Here is a 20,514-nt window from a genome sequence, read left to right on the forward strand (position 1 = left end):
TGTTTATCAAAAAAATAGCTATCTAAAATTTAGATAGCTATTTTTTTATGCCCTAAAACCAAAAACCTAGGTTAAATAAAAAGCTGCTTTCTTTGGTATCTGGAGACCAACTGTATTTTAATTCTATAGGGCCTAGAAAAGAATTATAGCTGTAACCAACTGCATAACCAGATTTAATATCATCAAATATATTAATATCTTTAAATACATTTTCTTCTACCCTTGCATAATTTGCTAACACAGAAACATAATGATTTTCTATTATTTGATACCTTACATCAATTAACGTTTTTAAGAAAGAATTACCAGATATATCTGCAAAATCATAACCATATAAAGAAACAAAAGTGTTTATATAGTTCTGATTATAGCCTCCTAAATAAAAATCGAAAGTGTTAGATATTGGACTTCCAATAGTAAAACCTGCTTGATTTGTGTTTTGCAATGTTAGTCTGTTAAAAAAAGTTTTTGCAAAGCCTAAGGTACCTTTTGCCTGAGAAAACATCATAAAATCTTCTGTATAGTCTGTAGAACCAACATACCATTTGTATTCTAAGTCTGCAAAATACCCTTTTGTAGCAAAATATTTTTTATTATACGTATCAAGCTTTAAATATCCGTAAGTATTAAAATAATTGCTCTTTTCTAAAATGCCATCAGGATTTAAAGTTGTTACAATATTTTCTGAAGTGGCTCTTACAAACTTTTGTTCTACTCCTAAACCAAGAGCAAATTTTCTGTTAAATGTAGTTTGTAAAAAAAGTTGATTGGTTATATCAGAATAATTCAAGTTAATATTACTTACATTTAACTGTTCTGAAACTTGACTAAATTTTGTATTTGTTTTAAAATGGTTGTACCGAGATCTAAAACCGTAACTAATATAAAAACCGTTATCTACAAAGTAATTTAGGTTATAACGTAAATTATCTCCCAGAATCATATCCAAAGAAAATAAATCGTTGTCTTTTAACACATGTTTTTGATTGTAAGTTGCCAACACACTAGAGTTGTATAACAAATCGTAATGCACCCCTAATTTTATATTTGCGTATTCGTTAGATTCTTGTACTTTAAAATTTAAAACATAACTATGGTCTGTTTTTTTAACCAAATCATATTCAATTCTATTATAATTTCTGGTAGCAGAAAGTAAATAAATTTTCTGAGTTATGTCTTCTCTAGACAAGCTATCTCCTTCTCTAATATTTAATTTACCTAAGATAAATGCTCTTGAATAATTCTTTAACCCAGCAATGGTTATGTCGCTAATCAATACCTTTTTACATTGCTGTTTTACTTTCAATTCTTTTTTGAAAGGACTTTGTTTGGCAGCAATTTCTTTAAAAATAGCTGTAAATTCTTGTGCATTTGCGGTTCCTTTTTCTAAGATTTCTAGTTTCTTATCAAATGCAACCATGCTAAAATTATAAATATCTGGATGTATGTATACGTCTAAGTTTTTTTTCTCTTGATCGGTTTTGTTATACATTTTATAACTTACAACCTGATTCATGATAGACACCAGAGAGTTTATTTTATCTTTTTGAAACAGTTTCCCTTCTACATCTACTCCAATTACAATATCCATTCCTTTTTCTTTTAAAATAGAGACCGGGAAATTATTAGCTATACCACCATCAATTAAAAGTTTGTTGTCTATTTCTATCGGATTTAAAATAGAAGGTATAGAACCGGTTGCTCTTAAAGCCAAAGGCAAAGAACCCTTTTCTAAAATTACAGGCGCTCCATTTTCTACATCTGTGGCTACACAGAAAAAAGGAATGGGTAGTTTAGAAAAATCTTGATTCGGAGGAACATTATCGATCAATTCAAACAGAAAATTTAACACATTTTGTCCTTTAGAAATTCCTTTTGGCAACCCAATCTTTCTTTTATCAACAGGAAGTGTTAGTACGGTTTTTTCACCATATTCTTTTTCAAAAAAAGTTTCTGAACTTCTTGGCAAAGCATCTCTAAGCAAACTTGTAAAATCTGTAGTTATTATAATTTGCTCTATCTGCTCTCCAGAATACCCAACAGCATACAAACCGCCTATGATACCACCCATACTTGTACCGCCAATATAATCTAGTTGAATGCCTGCTTTGTCTATTTCTTTTAACACACTAACATGTGCAAAACCTTTGGCACCACCACCACTTAACACCAAGCCTACTTTGGGTTGTTCTTGAGAGAAACTCAAAATAGTACAACTTGTAAAAAGTAATAATAAGAAGTTTTTCATAGCGTTGTTTTAAAGTTATTCTTTTTCTTGATGATAATAACGATGCACCTTTATGGCTCTAGAATGGCCAATTGATGCTTTTAGTTCGTCTAAACTTGCTTCTTTTACTCTTTTAGCAGATTTAAATGTACGCAATAAAGTAGTAATGGTCTGTTTACCAACATCTGGTATTAACTCTAGCTCACTTTGTATTGCACTTTTACTTCTTTTATTTCTATGAAAAGTAATACCAAATCTGTGCGCTTCATTTCTTAGATACTGCGTAATTTTTAGCGTTTCAGACTTTTTATCTAAATACAAAGGTACAGGATCTCCTGGATAATATATTTCTTCTAAACGTTTTGCAATACCAATAATAGCAATTTTACCTCGCAAGCCTAAATCGTCTAAAGCTTTTAAACCCGAAGATAATTGTCCTTTACCACCATCTACAATAATTAACTGAGGTAATGGTTGGTTTTCGGCAAGTAACCGTTTGTATCGCCTAAAAACAACCTCTTCCATAGAACTAAAATCATCAGGACCAACCACTGTTTTTATATTGTAATGTCGGTAATCTTTTTTACTAGGCTTGCCATCTTTAAAAACAACACAAGCGGCAACAGGATTTGTACCTTGTATGTTCGAATTGTCAAAACACTCAATATGCCTTGGCTCTACTTGCAAGCGTAAATCCTTTTTCATTTGTGCCATAATACGTTTTACATGCCTATCTGGATCTACAATTTGTACTTGCTTAAATTGCTCCATTCTGTAGTATTTTGCATTTCGCTCAGAAAGCTCTACAATTCGTTTTTTATCGCCTAATTTTGGCACAGTCACCTTCAGTTCTTCACCTAAATCTACCTTAAAAGGAACATAAATTTCTGGTGATTGTGAGTCGAATCGCTGTCTTATTTCTACAATAAATAGTGCTAATAATTCCTTATCTGTTTCATCTAATTTTTTCTTGATTTCTGTGGTATGCGATTGAATAATAGATCCATTAGAAATTTTTAAAAAATTTGCATATCCATGCGTTTCATCAGAAATGATAGAAAAAACATCTACATTATTAATTGAAGGGTTAACAATGGTACTTTTTGATTGGTAATTGCTTAGTAAACTTAACTTTTCTTTAATTTTTTGAGCCTCTTCAAATTCCATATTTGATGCGTAAGACAACATCATTTTTTGAAACTTCTCTAAACTTTCTTTAAAATTACCTTTAATAATATTTCTAATTTCTACTATAGAAGCATCATACTGCGCAGTTGTTTCTAAACCTTCGCAGGCACCTTTACAATTTTTTAAATGGTACTCTAAACAGACTTTGTATTTTCCTTCATTAACATTCTGATGACTTAAATCGTAATTACAGGTTCTTAAAGGATAGAGTTCTTTTATCAAATCTAACAAGATTCTTACTGTTTTAATAGAAGTATAAGGTCCGTAATATTCAGAACCATCTTTTATAACTCTACGTGTCATAAAAACTCTTGGAAAACGCTCTTTTTTGATACACAACCAGGGGTAACTTTTATCATCTTTTAATAAAACATTGTAACGAGGTTTGTACTTTTTAATAAGATTATTTTCTAATAAAAGGGCATCTGTTTCTGTATTTACAACAATGTGTTTTATGTGTACAATGTTTTTTACCAACACTCTTGTTTTACCATTTTCGTGTGTTTTGGTAAAATAAGAAGACACTCTTTTCTTTAAATTTTTAGCTTTCCCAACATAAATAATTACATCATTTTTATCAAAATATTGATACACACCAGGTGTGTTGGGTAAGGTTTGTATTTGAAGTTCTAAAGATGCCTGCATGGTACGAAATTACTAATTTTAAACTGTTGTTTTTAAAAAATTACGTAAAAATTAAACCAAAAAACGTTCAATTTCAAACCAATCATGAGGCTTTAAAAATTAAAAATCTTAAAGACTTTAAAATATAATCACCTAAAAATCAGAAAGTGAAATTTTTTAGTTACAAAAAAATACGCTATATTGGTAAACCAATTTGGTAAACCAGTCAAAGAAAATATTACTAATACTAACAAATAACAATTATTTATTATGAAGAAAATTTTACTTTTTTTAACATTATTCGTCTGCGGCATCTCAGTATCACAAACATTTGATAATATGTCCACAGGGTCTGGTTATTATATCAATAAAATTATTCCGAGCCCAAGTGGAGACGATATGACTAGAGAATATTATGAGTTTAGAGGAACTCCAAATGCAATAATACCCTCTAATCTTTATTTTGTTTCGGTAGAAGGAGATGGTGAGGGCACAAAAACAAATATGGGTAAAGTAGATGAAGCAATGCAATTAGGTGATGGAACAAGAACATTTGGTTCTAACGGACTATTAGTTGTTGTTGCAAATTATACAGATGCTGATGATGGAACGATAACTAATAACCTTTATGCTCCTATAATTTCATCTGGTACAACTGTTTTAACTACAATGATTACAGGAGCTATTGGCTCTGACATTTCAGGCAATAGTTCTAGTGATTTTGGCTCTGCAAACCCAGACATCGGTTGGGATGGCAATTTTGCAGATCCAAGTGCAACGTATATGCTAATTACTGCTAATAGTAATCCTGATGGTGTTGATTTTGATGATGATAATGATGGTATTATTGATGCTGCTGGAGATCATATTGATGACAACTGGGTTCTTTATGACTCTGTTTCTTACTTAGATGATGATGATTTTGCATCTACTAGTGATCAAGGAGAATTTGGATATGGACAAATTGTTTTTGCTCAAAAATATAGTACAGACGGAACTGGTGGAGGTATTGCTTTAAATAATGCATCAGAATTTAGAATAACGACAAGTGCAACAATAATTAATCATGATTCTACAAGTGATGTTAGCTACTTATTTAGACAAGGTACTAAAACTGGTTACACAACAAACGATTGGGTAGGTGCTGCAAATGGATCTACTAGTTACCCTGATTGGAATATAACCGGAACAAATTCAAAAATAAATAGAACCTACTTTAAAGGGTTTCAATTTAATACAGACATTTTTTACGGACAAATAAACCCAACAGAACCAAACGCTTGGAATGGTGCAACTACAGATTGGGCAACCGCTACTAATTGGGATTTAGGAATTATTCCTGGAATAGGAGAAGTGGTTACCATTGGTGCAACCTCTAACAACCCTAATATTAGTGAAACAACAGGAGCAATTACAGAAAATATTACTATAGACACAGCAGCATCTTTAACTATAAATTCTGGTGGTTCTTTAATTGTGAATGGAACAGCAACAGGTAATGTTACTTACAAAAGAACAATAACAAAAGATGCAGGGCCAACAAATGCTTGGTACGCTGTTTCAATACCCGTTTCTGGTACTACTGTTACCTCTTTACTAACTGAAAATAATTTTGCTATTGGATCTATACCAACTAGAATTGGATTGGCAACCTATAACAATGATGGTTCTAACTGGAACTACTATACGAACACAAGTACAGATGTAATTGCCACTGGTACTGGTTTAATTGCAAAGTTAGACAATACTACAGGTGCTAATGATCTATCATTTACAGGCACATACACTAATACAGTTGTAGAACCAGCCATATCTCAAAATGGAAGTAATTTTTTCAACTTTATTGGAAACCCTTTTACTTCTTATGTGAATTTAGGACAGTTTTTTACTGATAACAATGCAACAAATAGACTTTCTGAGCAAACAATTTGGATTTGGGATGAAAATAAAAATGGTACAAACCAAGGTGGATATGTTCAAAAAATGGCGGGCACAGATGCCGCTTTTGAAATTGCACCTACACAAGGTTTCTTTGTAAGTGCAGGTACTGCAAACTCAAATAAAGTAACATTTAATCTAGAAAACCAAAGCCACCAATCAAATACATTCTTAAAAAGCAGTAGTAATACTTCAGAAATTACGTTAAAAATTGCACAAGAAGATCAAATTAAAAGCACAAAAATTTATTATCTAGAAAATGCTACTACAGATTTTGACAATGGTTTTGACGGAAGTATGTTTGATGGCCTTAACTACGACCTGGCAATTTACTCTGAATTGGTATCAAGTAACACAGGTAAAAAAATTGGAATACAATCTTTACCAAAAAATGAACTAGAATCTTTAAATATTCCTATCGGGATAAAAGCATTCGCAAATAAAGAAATTTCTATTTCTGCAAGTTCAATAAACTTACCAGAAAACGTTGATGTTTTTTTAGAAGACAAAACAACCAATACAATTACAAATTTAAACGAAACTGATTACACCGTTACAGTAAACAATGATATAGACGGTAGTGGTCGTTTTTTTATAAGAACTACAACTTCGCAAGCGCTTTCTGTTGCTAATGAAACTTTATCTTCGATTAACATCTACAAAAAAGACAAACAAACATTAGTAATTTCTGGACTATTAGAAGAAGGACAAATAAAAGTATCTATTTACAACTTACTTGGCAAGCAAGTATTAAAGACTTCAACAATTAACAACTATAGTTCAGAGATAAAATTACCCAATTTAACTAGTGGCGTGTATATTGTAAAAGTGGTTTCAGAAAAAGGAAATGTTCAAAAAAAGATAATATTATAATAATTTACGATCTTAAAATAGAAGAATAATGAAAAAAAATAAAACGAACAATACAGAGATTAGTCGTAAAGAAGCAATTAAAAAAATAGGTAATTATGGTAAATACGCAGCGTTAACTGCCCTAGGAACCTATATGATTTTAAACCCACAAAAGGCTCAAGCACAAAGCCCAGAAGCACCAGGAACTGGGTTTTAATTTCAATGGAATTAAACATATAATAAGTATCAACTTCAACTATCATTCAACAGGTTAACGAAGCATTGTTAACCTGTTGTTATGTTAAAGATAACAACCTAAATAAGTATACTAAACAACATTACACAACTTCTTCATCCTTAGGAAAAGCCTGTTTACTAAAAATAAAAAGTAAAGCAACGCCAACACTTATATAAGCATCTGCAGGATTAAAAATATACTGAAAAAAGGTAAACATTTGTCCGCCTACAAAAGGAAGCCAGTCGGGTAAAACAGCATTTTCTATAATAGGAAAATAAAACATATCAACTACTTTACCATAAAACAGCTCGCCATAGGGTGTCTCTGAAAAAAGTGTAGCAACATTATTATTAGAAGCATCAAAAAGCACTCCATAAAAAACAGAATCAATAATATTACCAACTGCTCCAGAAAAAATTAATGCTATTGCAACAATTACTGCATTATGTACTTTCTTTTTTATGTTTTGTACTAGCCAATACACAATACCAGTAACTGCAAATAACCTAAAGAGAGTTAAAAATAATTTACCTGCTTTACCACCAAACTCAAAACCCATGGCCATTCCATTATTTTCAACAAAATGTATTTTAAACCAGTTAAAAACAACTACTTCTTCACCCAAAACAAAGTGTGTTTTTACGTAAATTTTTATTAACTGATCTACTAATATGGCAACTAAAATGGTAAGTATTGCAAGTGTCTTTTTTGACATTTTTTTATGATTTGAATACACAAAAATAAGAATATTATTGTGTTTTATGAGTACTTAAATAAATATTCGCTAGCACACTACTAATGCTAATTTCTTTAGTGCTTTTAGTTTGCTGATTTAAATATTTCTTAGAATATAAAACTGTGTCAATTTTTATGTTCCCTTTTTTAGATGCAATTTTCACATTAGCATCTTTGTAACATCCAAAAACACTACCTGTATATAATTTTAACTCTAAATTTTGTTGTACGGTATCTAACTTTACAATACCATTTTCTAGAAAAACCCTTAAATTACCCGCATAACTTTTAGAGGTAACATTTATATTTTCTCCTAAAATAGTTACTGCTTTATTTTTTGGCACTTTTATTTTTGCGGTTGCTCTTTGCAACCTTTCTGTTATAAATTTTCTAAAAATAATTTCTTTTTCAATAGGGATTGGTATCTTAAAATGAATGCTTGTTTCATAAGTTTTTGCACCTACTAAAATATCTTGTTTGTCTATATTTTCTGATGCTAATGAAACCTCTACAAGATTAGAATTTGAATTTTCTAAAATAAAATCATCCAATCCTTCTGTATAAATTACTATTTTGTTTTGAGCTGTAGCAAACTTTTTAATTACTGTCTTTTGAGAAAAAACATAGCAACTACAAAAGAAAAATACAATTAGAACTCTAAAGCGAAACTGAACCATTGTCCGGATTTATTTTATAAAAAAACTCTCAATAAATTGAGAGTTTTTTTTCTTATTGCTTGCGTTTTGCTTCAATACTTAAAGTAGCATGTGGCACTAATTTTAAACGCTCTTTTTGTATTAGTTTTTTGGTTACTCTACAAACTCCGTATGTTTTATTTTCAATACGTAACAATGCGTTTTTAAGATCTCTTATAAACTTTTCTTGTCTAATGGCTAGTTGCACATTAGCTTCTTTGCTCATTACCTCAGAACCTTCATCAAAAGATTTAAAAGAAGAAGAAGTGTCATCGGTACCATTACCAGCATCATTTTTGTACGAAGCCTCTAACAATGCTAAATCTTCTTGCGCTCTTGCTATCTTTTTTTCTATAATAACTTTAAACTCTTGTAAATCTTCATCAGAATATTTTAGCTTTACTTCTTGCATAAATCTTACATTTTTTCGATTAATATTTTACTTTTTACAGTATCAAACTCAATTTCTGTACCATTTTTTAATTCGTCAACAAAAAGCAACTCATTTGTTAACGTTTCACTCATGATATACTTTTTATTATCTAAAATAGATTGTTGTAAGTTTTCGAAATTTAAAATCGTTAATTTTATTTTATCTGTTACTTCTAAACCACTGTCTTTACGGGCATTCTGAATTCTATTAACCAATTCTCTAGCTACCCCTTCTTTATGTAATTCTTCTGTTATAGTAACATCTAACGCAACCGTTAACGACCCTTCATTTGCAACCAACCAACCTTCTATATCTTTAGATGATATTTCTACATCTGAAAGGTCTAAATTAATATTTTTTCCATTAATTTCTAAGAGAATGTTTTTATCTTTCTCTATTTTGTTAATATCTTCTTGGTTAAATTTCTGAATTTCAGCAGCTATAAAACGCATGTCTTTACCAAACTTTGGCCCTAAAGCTTTAAAATTTGGCTTTATCTGTTTGATTAAAATATCTGAAGCATCATCTAAAATTTGAATTTCTTTAATATTCACTTCGTTTTTAATCAAATTAGAAACCGCTAAAATTTCTTCTTTCTGTTGCTCATTATCAACAGGAATCATGATTTTTTGAAGTGGCTGGCGTACTTTTATTTTTTCTTTTGCTCTTAAAGACAATACTAACGAAGAAATAGTTTGTGCATTTTCCATTTTACGCTCTAAGCTAGCATCAACAAAACTTACATCAAAAGCAGGAAAATCTGCTAAATGTATACTTTCTGAAGTTTCTTTTTGCGTAACCGAGTTTAAATCTTGATACAATTTATCCATAAAAAATGGCGCAATTGGTGCACTTAACTTGGCAATGGTAATCATGCAAGTATAAAGTGTTTGGTATGCAGATATTTTATCGGTTTCATAGGTTCCTTTCCAGAAACGTCTTCTACTTAAACGCACGTACCAATTACTTAAATAATCTTGTGTAAAATCTGATATAGCTCTTGCTGCTCTTGTTGGTTCGTATTCTGAATAAAATTTATCAACTTTTGCAATTAAAGTGTGCAATTCAGACAAAATCCAACGATCTAATTCGGGTCTTTCTTCTAAAGCAATGTCTGCTTCTTTATAAGCAAAACCATCTATGTTTGTATACAAAGTAAAAAATGAATAGGTATTGTATAAAGTTCCAAAAAACTTACGCTTTACTTCTTCTATTCCTTCTAAATCGAACTTTAAATTATCCCAAGGGTTTGCATTCGAAATCATGTACCAACGTGTGGCATCTGCACCATAGGTAGATAATGTTGTAAAAGGATCTGTTGCATTGCCCAAACGTTTAGACATTTTATGTCCGTTTTTGTCTAAAACCAATCCATTAGAAACCACATTTTTGTAGGCTACCGAATCGAAAACCATTGTTGCAATTGCATGTAATGTATAAAACCAACCTCTTGTTTGATCTACACCTTCTGCAATAAAATCTGCCGGAAAAGATTCGTTACCGTCTATTTTTTGTTTATTTTCAAACGGATAATGCCACTGTGCATATGGCATAGAACCAGAATCGAACCAAACATCAATTAAATCGCTTTCACGCTTCATTGGTTGTCCTGATGCAGAAACTAAGGTAATTTTATCTACAATATTTTTATGCAAATCTAATTTAGCATAGTTTTCATCAGAATTATTATCTACTTCAAAATCTGCAAAAATAGCCGAAGACATAACTCCTGCTTTTACAGCTTTATCCATTTCGATTTTTAACTCTTTAACAGAACCGATACAAATTTCTTCTTTACCATCTTCTGTTCGCCAAATTGGCAATGGAATTCCCCAATAACGAGAACGCGATAAATTCCAATCATTTGCATTTGCCAACCAGTTACCAAAACGACCAGTTCCTGTAGATTCTGGTTTCCAATTAATGGTTGTATTCAGCTCATGCATTCTATCTTTTACATCGGTTACTTTTATAAACCAAGAATCTAACGGATAGTACAAAATTGGTTTGTCTGTTCGCCAACAATTTGGATAACTGTGCTTGTATTTTTCTACTTTAAAAGCTTTATTTTCGTTTTTTAACTTTAAACCAAGTCTTTCATCAACTGATAAATATTTGTCTTGGTTTTTTAAAACTTCTTGTAATTTTTCTTTCTGATTTTTTAATTCTACTTCAAAATCAGCTTCATTTAAATATTCAGATTTTACATATTCATTTGCAAAACCATAAATATCATCTTTAATTTCTTTTCTAAATTTACCTTGTAAATCTACTAAAGGAACTAAATTGTCATTTTCATCTTTAACCAGTAGTGGTGGTATTTCTGGACTTGCTTGTTTGGCAACCAAGGCATCATCTGCACCAAAGGTTGGCGCTGTATGTACAATTCCGGTTCCATCTTCTGTTGTTACAAAATCGCCAGCAATAACTCTAAAAGCATCTTGTTTGTTTTCAAAATCTAAATTAAAATCTAAAATTTGCTCGTATTTTATACCCACTAAATCTTTACCAACAAATTCTTTTACAACATAAAAAGGAATCTTTTTTTCTCCGGATTTGTAGTTATTTAATTCTTCTGCGGCTTCAACTTGAAATGCATTTTTACCTCCGAATTGTTTCCCTATTAAGTTTTTAGCCAAAATAACTTTTACAGGCTCAAAAGTATATTGGTTAAATGTTTGCACCAAAACATAGTCTATTTTTGGGCCTACGGTTAAAGCAGTATTACTTGGCAACGTCCAAGGTGTGGTAGTCCAAGCAATAAAATTAACATCGCCTTCATTCTGTAAAAAATCTGGTAAAGTTTCTGTAACCGCTTTAAACTGTGCAACTATAGTAGTGTCTGTAACATCTTGATATGTACCTGGCTGATTTAATTCGTGAGAACTTAAACCTGTACCTGCTTTTGGTGAATAAGGTTGTATTGTATAACCTTTATAGATTAGTTTTTTGTTGTAAATTTCTTTTAACAACCACCAAACAGACTCCATGTATTTAGGTTCGTAGGTAATATACGGATCTTCCATATCTACCCAATACCCCATTTTATTGGTTAAATCGTTCCAAATATCTGTATAACGCATTACAGCTTTTCTACAAGCCGCGTTGTATTCTTCTACAGAAATCTTTTTACCAATGTCTTCTTTTGTTATTCCTAACTCTTTTTCTACACCCAACTCAATTGGCAAACCATGCGTATCCCAACCAGCTTTTCGCTTTACTTGGTAACCTTTCATGGTTTTATATCTTGGAAAAATATCTTTTATAGCACGTGCTAAAACATGATGAACACCTGGCAAACCATTAGCAGAAGGCGGTCCTTCAAAAAAGACATAAGGCTCTGCACCTTCTCTTGTAGTTACACTTTTTTCGAAAATGTTATTTTCTTGCCAATAATTTAAAATTTCTTCTGCTACTTTTGGTAAGTCAAGTCCTTTATATTCAGGAAATTTCGCTTTCATATTCTTGCTGTTCTTATAAGTTTGCGAAAATAAGGATTTTCTAGGAATTTTTATGAGTTGAAAGCCTCAAAATTACAAAGTAACATCGCTATTAAAAATTGTAGGTTTAAACATGCCAACACATTTTAAAAACCTCTTTCGGCTTTTATATTCTCGTAGGCATTTTGTATGCTTTGAAACTTTTCTTTTGCGCCTTTTAAATGCTCTTCACCTAAACCAATAATTTTATCTGGATGGTATTTTTTAGCCATTTTTCGGTAGGCTTTTTTCACCTCGTCATTAGATGCAGACTTTGTGATTTCTAAAATTTTATAGGCATTGTCAGTGCTATCGAAAAACATGGCTTTGATAGATTCAAAATCATGTGAATTGATATTTAAATAACCTGCAATTTTTCTAATTTCATTAACTTCAATTTCACTAACACGCGTATCTGCTTTTGCAATTCCGAATAAAAAATGCATCAATTGCAAACGTGATGCATGCGGCATGTGCTGTCTTATTTGCGCACATACTTGATATGCAGAAATGTCTTTTTTAATAATGCCTTTAAATAATTTAAACGCATTATTTGCACGCTCTTTACCATACATACCCACAAATTGAGTTCTTACAAAATTGAGTTCTCGCTGATCTATCTTACCATCTGCCTTAATTATTACAGAGGCTAAGATTAGTAAACTGATTTCGAAATCGCCAGACTGTGAGTTTCTATTTGCTGTTCTTTTTTGGTTTTCTTGAAATTCTTTTAAAAGATCTTCTTTAGAAAATCCGTCTACAAAATTACCAACTACAAAACCTATTGCGGCTCCTATTGGTCCAAAAAGTGTAAATCCTAATCCTGCTCCTAACCATTTGGTAAAACTTGCCATTTTATCTAATTTTTGTGCCGCTAATTTACAAAGTTCTAGAGATAAGAACGTGTTTGTTATAATTATTTACAGCTAATTTATATTTCTAAGTTGCGTGAAGGATTGTAGCATTTGTTTAAGCTCTCACGCTTTTTTTGCGTGAAGCGAGTGCGAAAAGCCTGACGATTTTTTGTGTGATTTAATGAAGCAATAGCGAAATAGAATTACACAAAAAATAGACACGCCCTAAAAAAGAAGGTATCAATTTTATTGATGTTTCTATCGTAAGTTCTCTATGGAATTCAGTTGAATTTTGCAAAACAAATACTTATATTTGCATTTTAAATAGATAAAATATGTATCCAGAAGAATTAGTAAAACCAATGCGTGACGAGTTAGTGAATGCAGGTTTTAAAGCTTTATATACCAGTGACGATGTTACTGAAGCAATGTCATTAAAAGGAACTACTTTAGTTATGGTTAACTCTGTGTGCGGTTGTGCTGCAGGTACTGCAAGACCAGGTGCAATTGCATCTTTACAGGCAGATAAAAAACCTACAAATTTAACGACTGTTTTTGCAGGTGTAGAAAAAGAATCTACACAAAAAGCAAGAGAATTTATGGTGCCTTTTCCACCGTCTTCTCCTGCAATTGCCTTATTTAAAGATGGTAATTTAGTGCACATGTTAGAGCGTCATCATATAGAAGGTAGATCTGCTCAAATGATTGCGCAGAATTTAGCACAAGCTTACGAAGAGTTTTGTTAATCTTATAAATCCTTTCTAAAAAAAGGGACTTTAAAATAATATTCGATAAAAACCACGCAATTTGCGTGGTTTTTTTACTTTTACTAAAACATAACACATTATGCCATCTATACTTTCTACCTATTCTAAAGAAGAACTTGTTAAAAAATTAAAAACTCAGAAAAAATTATTGATCCTAAAAATTGGTGTTATAATTTTATTGGGAGTTTTGGCTGTAATCAGTACTTATGAGAATGGAGTTTCTTTTAATACATTTTTACCGCTATTTTTTATTCCGATGGCAATTTATATGTACATGGAGTATAAAAGAATTAAAAATGAACTTGTTAAAAGAAAATAATGACAGATAAAGATAGCGTCTTAAAAAATACTGAAGCTTTTGTAAAAAAAACACTTAAAAATTCTGAAGGCGGGCATGACTGGTTTCATATACAAAGAGTATTAAATAATGCCAAACTAATTGCTAAAACTGAAAATGTTGACGAATTTATTGTTGCATTAGGTGCTTTGCTACATGATATTGCAGATGCGAAGTTTTATGATGGTGATGAAACTATTGGCCCGAAAATGGCAAGGGAATTTTTAGAAAATGAGCAGGTAGATGAAGCTACTATATTGCACATAGAAAATATTATTAATTTTATTTCTTTTAAATCTTCATTGTCTTCTATAACAAAATTTACATCTGCTGAGTTAGATGTAATTCAGGATGCAGATAGATTAGACGCTATTGGTGCTATTGGCATTGCTCGATGTTTTAATTATGGTGGTTTTAAAAACAGGGCTTTATATGATCCAGAAATTGCTCCTAATTTAAAAATGACCAAAGAGGAGTATAAAAAATCTACAGCTCCAACTATCAATCATTTTTATGAAAAATTGTTATTGTTAAAAGATAAAATGAACACTAAGACAGGAAAGCAAATTGCAACAAATAGGCATTTGTTTATGAAGCAATTTTTAGATCAATTCCATAACGAATGGAATGGTATTAGCTAAGGTAAAAATTACTCTGATTTAGCAACTTCCAAAGCCGTAATTTTAAATTCTAACTCTTTTAGTTTTTTTCCTTTTTCAATAATTTCGTCTACTGTTAAGGTGCTGCTTGCATTTATCTCATTTAAAATCTTATTGCTTTTAAAGGTATAATATTCTAACACTTTATCAATAGTACTTTGCATCTGTTTACTGAATTAAGTTTAACATTTCACTTCTATATTTAGAAGCTGGCTTGCCTGTAAATTCTTTAAATAATTTATTAAAGTGAGAAAAGTTATTAAAACCACATTCAAAAGATACATCTGCAATACTAATATTACTTTCAGACAATAGCTTTGTAGCATGCACAACTCTATATTCGTTTACTAATTTTGTAAATGTTTTAGAGGTTGTTTTTTTAAAAAACCTACAAAAAGCTGGCACTGTCATGCTTACCAAGTCTGCAATTTCTTCTAATGCAATGTGTCTTGTAAAATTATCATTAATGTGTTTAAAAACAACATCTATCTTCTCATTATCTTGTGGCTGAGCTTCAAATGCAAAACCATCTGCATTTAAAAGTGTATAGTCTTCTGCCTTAGAAAGAGTATGCAGTATTTCTAGTAAAATTAATATTTGTTTAAACCCTTTTTTTTCTGAAATTTTTTCAATTTTTAGTCCTACTTTTTGTTTTGTTTTAACGCCAAAAAGTATGCCTTTTTTTGCCTTTTCAAACAAAATACTAATAGGTTTCATTTCTGGGACATCAAAAAAAGCTTTTCCTAAAAACTCGGGAGTAAACTGTATCAGTGTTTCCGAACCATTTGTAGTTAAACGATCTGTAAAACCATTATGAGGTAAATTAGAACCGATTAACAACAATTGACTATTATTAAAATAAGACAAATGGTTACCTATATGTCGTTTTCCTTTTCCCTTATTTACGTATACTAATTCTATTTCTGGATGAAAATGCCAAAATGCTTTTATCTGCTTTAAAAACTCTGTATGCTTTTTTACCAAAATTGAACTTCCAAAATCTGGACTAATTTTTTCTAAAGTTGGTTTTTGGTGTATCATTCTATATAATTTAGTTGCAAAGTTACAATACAAAAATAAAAGAAAGTGTATAAAATTACCAAAATTATATACCATATTAACAGATAGTGTGATTTTATTCTGCGTATGTGATAATTTAGAATATAAATTTGCCAATTCTGATGTTTTCTTGAGTTTGCTTTTCAACTAATTTTGCCTTGTAATTAAACATCAAAAAATTAAAAAAATGAAAACGTTAAAAAAAATCAGCTTTGCAGTATTATTAATTTTTGCGATAAGCACATCTGCATCAGAGAAAGAAACAAGCCTTGACAACTCTAAAAACATTAAAGTTGAATTCAAAAATGTTAAAAAAGGTCATACAATTGTAATTAAAGACAACAATGGTGTTTTAATTTATTCTGGTAAAGTTAAAACCTCTGGTAATTATGCAAAAATGTTTAATTTTTCTGCATTAAACGACGGATTATACACTGCAGAATTAAATAAAGATTTCGAAATTATAATTAAAACACTTTCTATAAAAGACGGAACTGTTACAATATCAGAAAATACTACCGAAAAAATATTTAAACCTGTAATTAGAAACTCGAAAAACATCTTGTATGTTTCTAAATTATCTTTTAATAATAAACCACTTAAAGTTGTCATATACTTTAACGATGAAATTATTTTATCTGAAACAGTAGAAGGATCAAAAAAATTAGAAAGAATTTATAAATTATCAAACAACGAAATAGGTACATATAAAGTAGTTGCTAGTTCTGATAATAGAACATACGTAAAAGAAATTTTACTTTAAAATTTAATTAGTTAGTTAGTTAGTTAGTTAGTTAGTTAGTTAGCGCATCAAAGTATTACCGTAATTTGATGACAAAAAGCGAGCCTTATCAGACTCGCTTTTTTTTATGCCTATTATTCAAATTTTGGCTTTCTTTTATTTAAAAAAGCTGTGGTGCCTTCTTTAAAATCAGGTGTTTCAAAACATGCGCCAAAAGCTTCTACTTCTACATCATACCCATTCTCATCATTATTAAACCCAGAATTTACGGCTTTAATTGCAGCACCAATTGCAGATGAAGAATTTCTTATAATTTTATTAGCAATACTCTCTGCAAAAGAAAGCAACTCATTTAAAGGCACAACGTGGTTTACCAAACCAATATATTTAGCTTCTTCTGCAGAAATCATCCCCGCAGTCATAATTAATTCGAACGCTTTTCCTTTACCAACCAATTGCGGCAAACGCTGTGTGCCGCCATAACCTGGTATTACCCCTAAAGAAACCTCTGGTAAACCCATTTTTGCGTTATCAGACGCTATCCTAAAATGACAAGCCATCGCCAACTCTAAACCGCCACCTAAAGCAAAACCATTGATTAATGCAATGACAGGTTTCGATAAGTTTTCTATATAATTAAAAAGTGTTTCATGTCCTATCTGTGCAAGTTCTGCTCCTTTTAATGATGTAAAATGCGCAAATTCGGCAATGTCTGCACCAGCAACAAACGCTTTTTCTCCACTACCAATTAACAAAATTACTTTTATAGAGTTCTCTGATTCTAAAATAGTAAAAGCCTCACTTAATTCTTGTATGGTAAGTTTGTTTAAAGCATTTAATTTTTTTGGACGATTTATGATTATCGTTGCAATTCCTTTTTCTGCGGATACTAATATGTTTTCGAAATTCATTGTTCTATTTTTTAATCTTTAAAACTCACTAAAGATGATGATTAATTATTTATGTTTTCGGAATAATTACAATAAAAACAGTACCAATACCTTCTGTTGAAGTAAAAGAAATTGAACCATCATAAGCTTCTATAATATTTTTAATCATTGCTAAGCCTAATCCCATTCCGCTACTTTTAGTTGTAAATTTTGGCTCGAAGATTAGATCTTTTACATTTTCAGAAATCCCTTTACCATTATCAGAAACTATAATTTTTATTCGATTTCCTTCGGATAAAACGGTTACTTCTATCTGCGGATTTTTTGTATTCTCTATAGCCTGATTTGCATTTTTAACCAAGTTTGTTACTATTCTAATCAACTGTGTTTTATCTAGATTGGCAAATAATTCTTGCTCTTTTGGCAGGTACTTTATGTAATCTTCATTAAAAATATCTAGAGCCATTTTTACCACACCAATTACTTCTATTTTTTCTCTTTTTTGAGTTGGCATTTTTGCAAAATCAGAAAATGCAGAAGCAATCGAACTCATAACATCTATTTGCTGAATTAAAGTTTCGCTATATTCTGCCAATTTCTCTTTAGAGTTGGCGTCTTTTGGATCAAATTTTCGCTCGAAACTTTGAACTGTTAAACGCATAGGAGTTAACGGGTTTTTAATTTCGTGGGCAACTTGTTTTGCCATTTCTCGCCAAGCTTGTTCTCGCTCACTTTTTGCCAATTTAACGGCACTTTCTTGCAACTCATCAATCATACTATTGTAGGCCTCAACCAAAACCTCAATTTCTGTACTTGCATTGTTTAGGATAATTTTTTCATTACGCTTGTTTAATCGCGTTTGCTGCATTTTATCAGAAATAGTTATAATTGATCTAGTTATATAACTAGACAAAAAATAGGCAAACGAAATTGCAATTAAAAACATCAATATATAGACTATTCCTAACCTTAAAATAAACTCTCTTAACTCTTTTTCTATTTCAGAATTGTCTTGGGTAAATTGCAATTCTAAAATACCAATTCTATTAAATTTTGCATCATGAATGTATGAATATGAAGACTGATAACCAATACCATTTTGTTCGCTAGCTTTTAAAATTTTATGGTTCGAATTCTGAGACAACTCTTTAATAATATCTTTTGGTATAGGTGGCAACTCAATTTTTTCGAAAGCTGCAGCAATAGAAGTCTTTAATAAGTTACCTTTAAGATCATAAATAGAAATATTTAAACTATTAATTGTAGATATCTCATAAATACGCTCTTTAAAGATTTTAGCTAAATTTTCTGTATTTACTTGATACGTAGTTTTACTTTTTAACTCGAGCTCTATGGTTTGTTTTGTTGTAGACTCTTTTCGTTCGAAACGCTGAATGTTATAATCTTTGGTTTGCTCGTCATATTGATAAACTGTAACTACCAATATTAGTATAGATGCCAATAAAACCAATAGAATCATCGATAAAAAAATACGAATTCTTAAAGATATGTTTTTAAAACCAATCAAACTTTTTACTTTATTTATGTTAAAAATTTATTTACAAGTGTTTAAAGTTACAACTTATTTAGTTCATTTAATGCCTCTTTAAATGCCAATGGTGTGTTAATATTTCGAATTAGTGCATCCTCTATTTCAATAATTTCAACATAAGAATTGATTAACATTTTTCTTGGACACGAATACCCTTGCGCTAAATATTGTAATAAAATAGGATACGCTTTTGGTTCGTAAATTGTAATTAATGGCTCTACAAATTCCTTTCCTTTTCCTTTAATTGCAGTTGCAACTTTAGATGGATTTCTATTTTTTAACAACAATTGAATTACGTCTTCATCTACAAAAGGAACATCTGTTGCCATTACCAACCAAGCCGAATTTGGGTCTTTCTGAAACGCAGAACAAATGCCCCCAAAAGGACCAAGATTTAAAAAAACATCTGGAATTTCTTGAGACTTCTCGGCTGTGCTCGAAATGACATCAATTTCCTTTTTGTCAACTTGAGCATAGTCGAAAGGTCTAACCGAATAAAACGTTTCCAAATTATTGTTTTCTAACAACTCTTTTACATGTTCTTTTTGTGGTTTACCAAAATAATTTAATTGCGATTTATCGGCTCCCATTCTGGTGCTTTTTCCACCAACCAAAACCAAACCTTTTACATTCGGAATTGTTTTTTCTAGCAATCCAGAAATATGATTTGTAATTTTTTCAATCTCAGAAAGTTCGTATTGCGGAATCTCTTTCCAATTCGGAAATTTATCTTTTATAGATTGAAAAGGAGCAACATCTTTAGACAATTTGATGAAAAATTCAATCTCAGAAATTTGGTCAATTCTTTTATTAATGGATGCTTCTTTTTCTATATCTAAAAAAACCACTTGTTTAGAGCCTGTATAATGATTTCCGTTGATAAATACACAGTCAAATTGGGCAAAATCTAATCGTTGTTGAAATTTATTGATGTTTCCAGAAGTTGATATTTGAACATTACCTTCGTGATGAAAAACGTATTCAGATAACCGATAATTGTCATCTCTAGCGGAGTCGAGAGATTTTGCGTGCGAAGCATCAAAATATGCCAATTTAAAATTAGCTATTTTCTCTGAAACTTTATGAACCAAATCTGCAATAACTCCACATTTTGTTCCCAAGAAAACCAATTCGTTGGTTGCAAAAGTAGCGTTGTTTCGTCTTTCTAAATTTGTATGTTTTTTGTGTTTACTCATTTATGCTAAATTTGTTTCAGTATCTTTTTGTCTGTTCGAGCGCAGTCGA

General features: G+C 30.8%; 18 protein-coding genes. 6 read left to right on the forward strand and 12 right to left on the reverse strand.

Features of this window, described 5'->3' with window-relative positions:
- Positions 1–52 precede the first annotated feature (52 nt).
- Both Q0678_RS08710 and uvrC read right to left on the reverse strand, forming a co-directional pair.
- Positions 53–2,248, reverse strand: coding sequence for a patatin-like phospholipase family protein (locus tag Q0678_RS08710; protein WP_299056708.1), 2,196 nt, complete (start codon positions 2,246–2,248; stop codon positions 53–55).
- 15 nt (positions 2,249–2,263) lie between these two features.
- Complete coding sequence (gene uvrC, locus Q0678_RS08715) at positions 2,264–4,060, reverse strand: excinuclease ABC subunit UvrC (protein ID WP_299056710.1); 1,797 nt, start codon at positions 4,058–4,060, stop codon at positions 2,264–2,266.
- Between the two features lie 249 nt (positions 4,061–4,309).
- On the opposite strand from uvrC, the gene Q0678_RS08720 reads away from it, so the two are divergent.
- Entirely contained in the window at positions 4,310–6,850 is a 2,541-nt protein-coding gene (locus Q0678_RS08720; RefSeq protein ID WP_299056712.1) for a T9SS type A sorting domain-containing protein, read from the forward strand.
- A gap of 28 nt (positions 6,851–6,878) precedes the next feature.
- A complete protein-coding gene (locus Q0678_RS08725; RefSeq protein ID WP_299056714.1) occupies positions 6,879–7,046 on the forward strand; it encodes a hypothetical protein in 168 nt (55 codons plus the stop codon).
- Positions 7,047–7,167: 121 nt separating this feature from the next.
- Here the strand turns inward: Q0678_RS08725 and Q0678_RS08730 are convergent, their stop codons facing one another.
- From Q0678_RS08730 to Q0678_RS08750, 5 genes are all read right to left on the reverse strand, one after another.
- On the reverse strand, positions 7,168–7,782 hold the full coding sequence (locus tag Q0678_RS08730; protein ID WP_299056716.1) for a lipoprotein signal peptidase: 615 nt from the start codon (positions 7,780–7,782) through the stop codon (positions 7,168–7,170).
- 34 nt (positions 7,783–7,816) lie between these two features.
- A complete protein-coding gene (locus Q0678_RS08735; RefSeq protein WP_299056719.1) occupies positions 7,817–8,479 on the reverse strand; it encodes a hypothetical protein in 663 nt (220 codons plus the stop codon).
- A gap of 52 nt (positions 8,480–8,531) precedes the next feature.
- Positions 8,532–8,909, reverse strand: a complete 378-nt coding sequence (locus tag Q0678_RS08740; RefSeq protein WP_299056721.1) for a TraR/DksA family transcriptional regulator — start codon at positions 8,907–8,909, stop codon at positions 8,532–8,534.
- 5 nt (positions 8,910–8,914) lie between these two features.
- Positions 8,915–12,391 carry an isoleucine--tRNA ligase gene (gene ileS, locus Q0678_RS08745; RefSeq protein WP_299056723.1) on the reverse strand — a complete coding sequence of 1,159 codons (3,477 nt, stop codon included), beginning with the start codon at positions 12,389–12,391 and terminating at the stop codon, positions 8,915–8,917.
- 125 nt (positions 12,392–12,516) lie between these two features.
- Positions 12,517–13,263, reverse strand: a complete 747-nt coding sequence (locus Q0678_RS08750; protein ID WP_299056725.1) for a TerB family tellurite resistance protein — start codon at positions 13,261–13,263, stop codon at positions 12,517–12,519.
- Positions 13,264–13,598: 335 nt separating this feature from the next.
- On the opposite strand from Q0678_RS08750, the gene Q0678_RS08755 reads away from it, so the two are divergent.
- From Q0678_RS08755 to Q0678_RS08765, 3 genes are all read left to right on the forward strand, one after another.
- Positions 13,599–14,009, forward strand: a complete 411-nt coding sequence (locus Q0678_RS08755) for a BrxA/BrxB family bacilliredoxin (protein WP_299056727.1) — start codon at positions 13,599–13,601, stop codon at positions 14,007–14,009.
- A 100-nt stretch (positions 14,010–14,109) separates the two neighbouring features.
- Positions 14,110–14,349 (forward strand): hypothetical protein, encoded by a 240-nt coding sequence (locus Q0678_RS08760; RefSeq protein WP_299056730.1) that lies wholly within the window; start codon positions 14,110–14,112, stop codon positions 14,347–14,349.
- The gene (locus Q0678_RS08765) at positions 14,349–15,008 is read left to right on the forward strand and encodes an HD domain-containing protein (RefSeq protein WP_299056733.1); all 660 of its coding nucleotides are present in this window, start codon (positions 14,349–14,351) and stop codon (positions 15,006–15,008) included. Before Q0678_RS08760 ends, Q0678_RS08765 begins: the two co-directional genes overlap by 1 nt.
- An 8-nt stretch (positions 15,009–15,016) precedes the next feature.
- Here the strand turns inward: Q0678_RS08765 and Q0678_RS08770 are convergent, their stop codons facing one another.
- Both Q0678_RS08770 and Q0678_RS08775 read right to left on the reverse strand, forming a co-directional pair.
- Positions 15,017–15,190: a hypothetical protein gene (locus Q0678_RS08770; RefSeq protein WP_299056735.1), complete on the reverse strand. Its 174-nt coding sequence runs from the start codon at positions 15,188–15,190 to the stop codon at positions 15,017–15,019.
- Between the two features lie 4 nt (positions 15,191–15,194).
- Positions 15,195–16,067, reverse strand: a complete 873-nt coding sequence (locus Q0678_RS08775) for an AraC family transcriptional regulator (protein ID WP_299056738.1) — start codon at positions 16,065–16,067, stop codon at positions 15,195–15,197.
- A gap of 205 nt (positions 16,068–16,272) precedes the next feature.
- Between Q0678_RS08775 and Q0678_RS08780 the strand changes: the two genes are divergently transcribed.
- Positions 16,273–16,848, forward strand: coding sequence for a hypothetical protein (locus Q0678_RS08780; RefSeq protein ID WP_299056741.1), 576 nt, complete (start codon positions 16,273–16,275; stop codon positions 16,846–16,848).
- Positions 16,849–16,961: 113 nt separating this feature from the next.
- On the opposite strand, the gene Q0678_RS08785 is transcribed toward Q0678_RS08780, so the two are convergent.
- The 3 genes from Q0678_RS08785 to Q0678_RS08795 form a co-directional block, all read right to left on the reverse strand.
- A complete protein-coding gene (locus Q0678_RS08785; RefSeq protein ID WP_299056744.1) occupies positions 16,962–17,738 on the reverse strand; it encodes an enoyl-CoA hydratase-related protein in 777 nt (258 codons plus the stop codon).
- Positions 17,739–17,787: 49 nt separating this feature from the next.
- Positions 17,788–19,197, reverse strand: a complete 1,410-nt coding sequence (locus tag Q0678_RS08790) for an ATP-binding protein (protein WP_299057169.1) — start codon at positions 19,195–19,197, stop codon at positions 17,788–17,790.
- Between the two features lie 95 nt (positions 19,198–19,292).
- Entirely contained in the window at positions 19,293–20,465 is a 1,173-nt protein-coding gene (locus Q0678_RS08795) for an NTP transferase domain-containing protein (RefSeq protein WP_299056746.1), read from the reverse strand.
- Positions 20,466–20,514 lie beyond the last annotated feature (49 nt).

Origin of the sequence: uncultured Polaribacter sp. (genome assembly GCF_947497125.1) — a bacterium.
Taxonomy (GTDB): Bacteria; Bacteroidota; Bacteroidia; order Flavobacteriales; family Flavobacteriaceae; genus Polaribacter.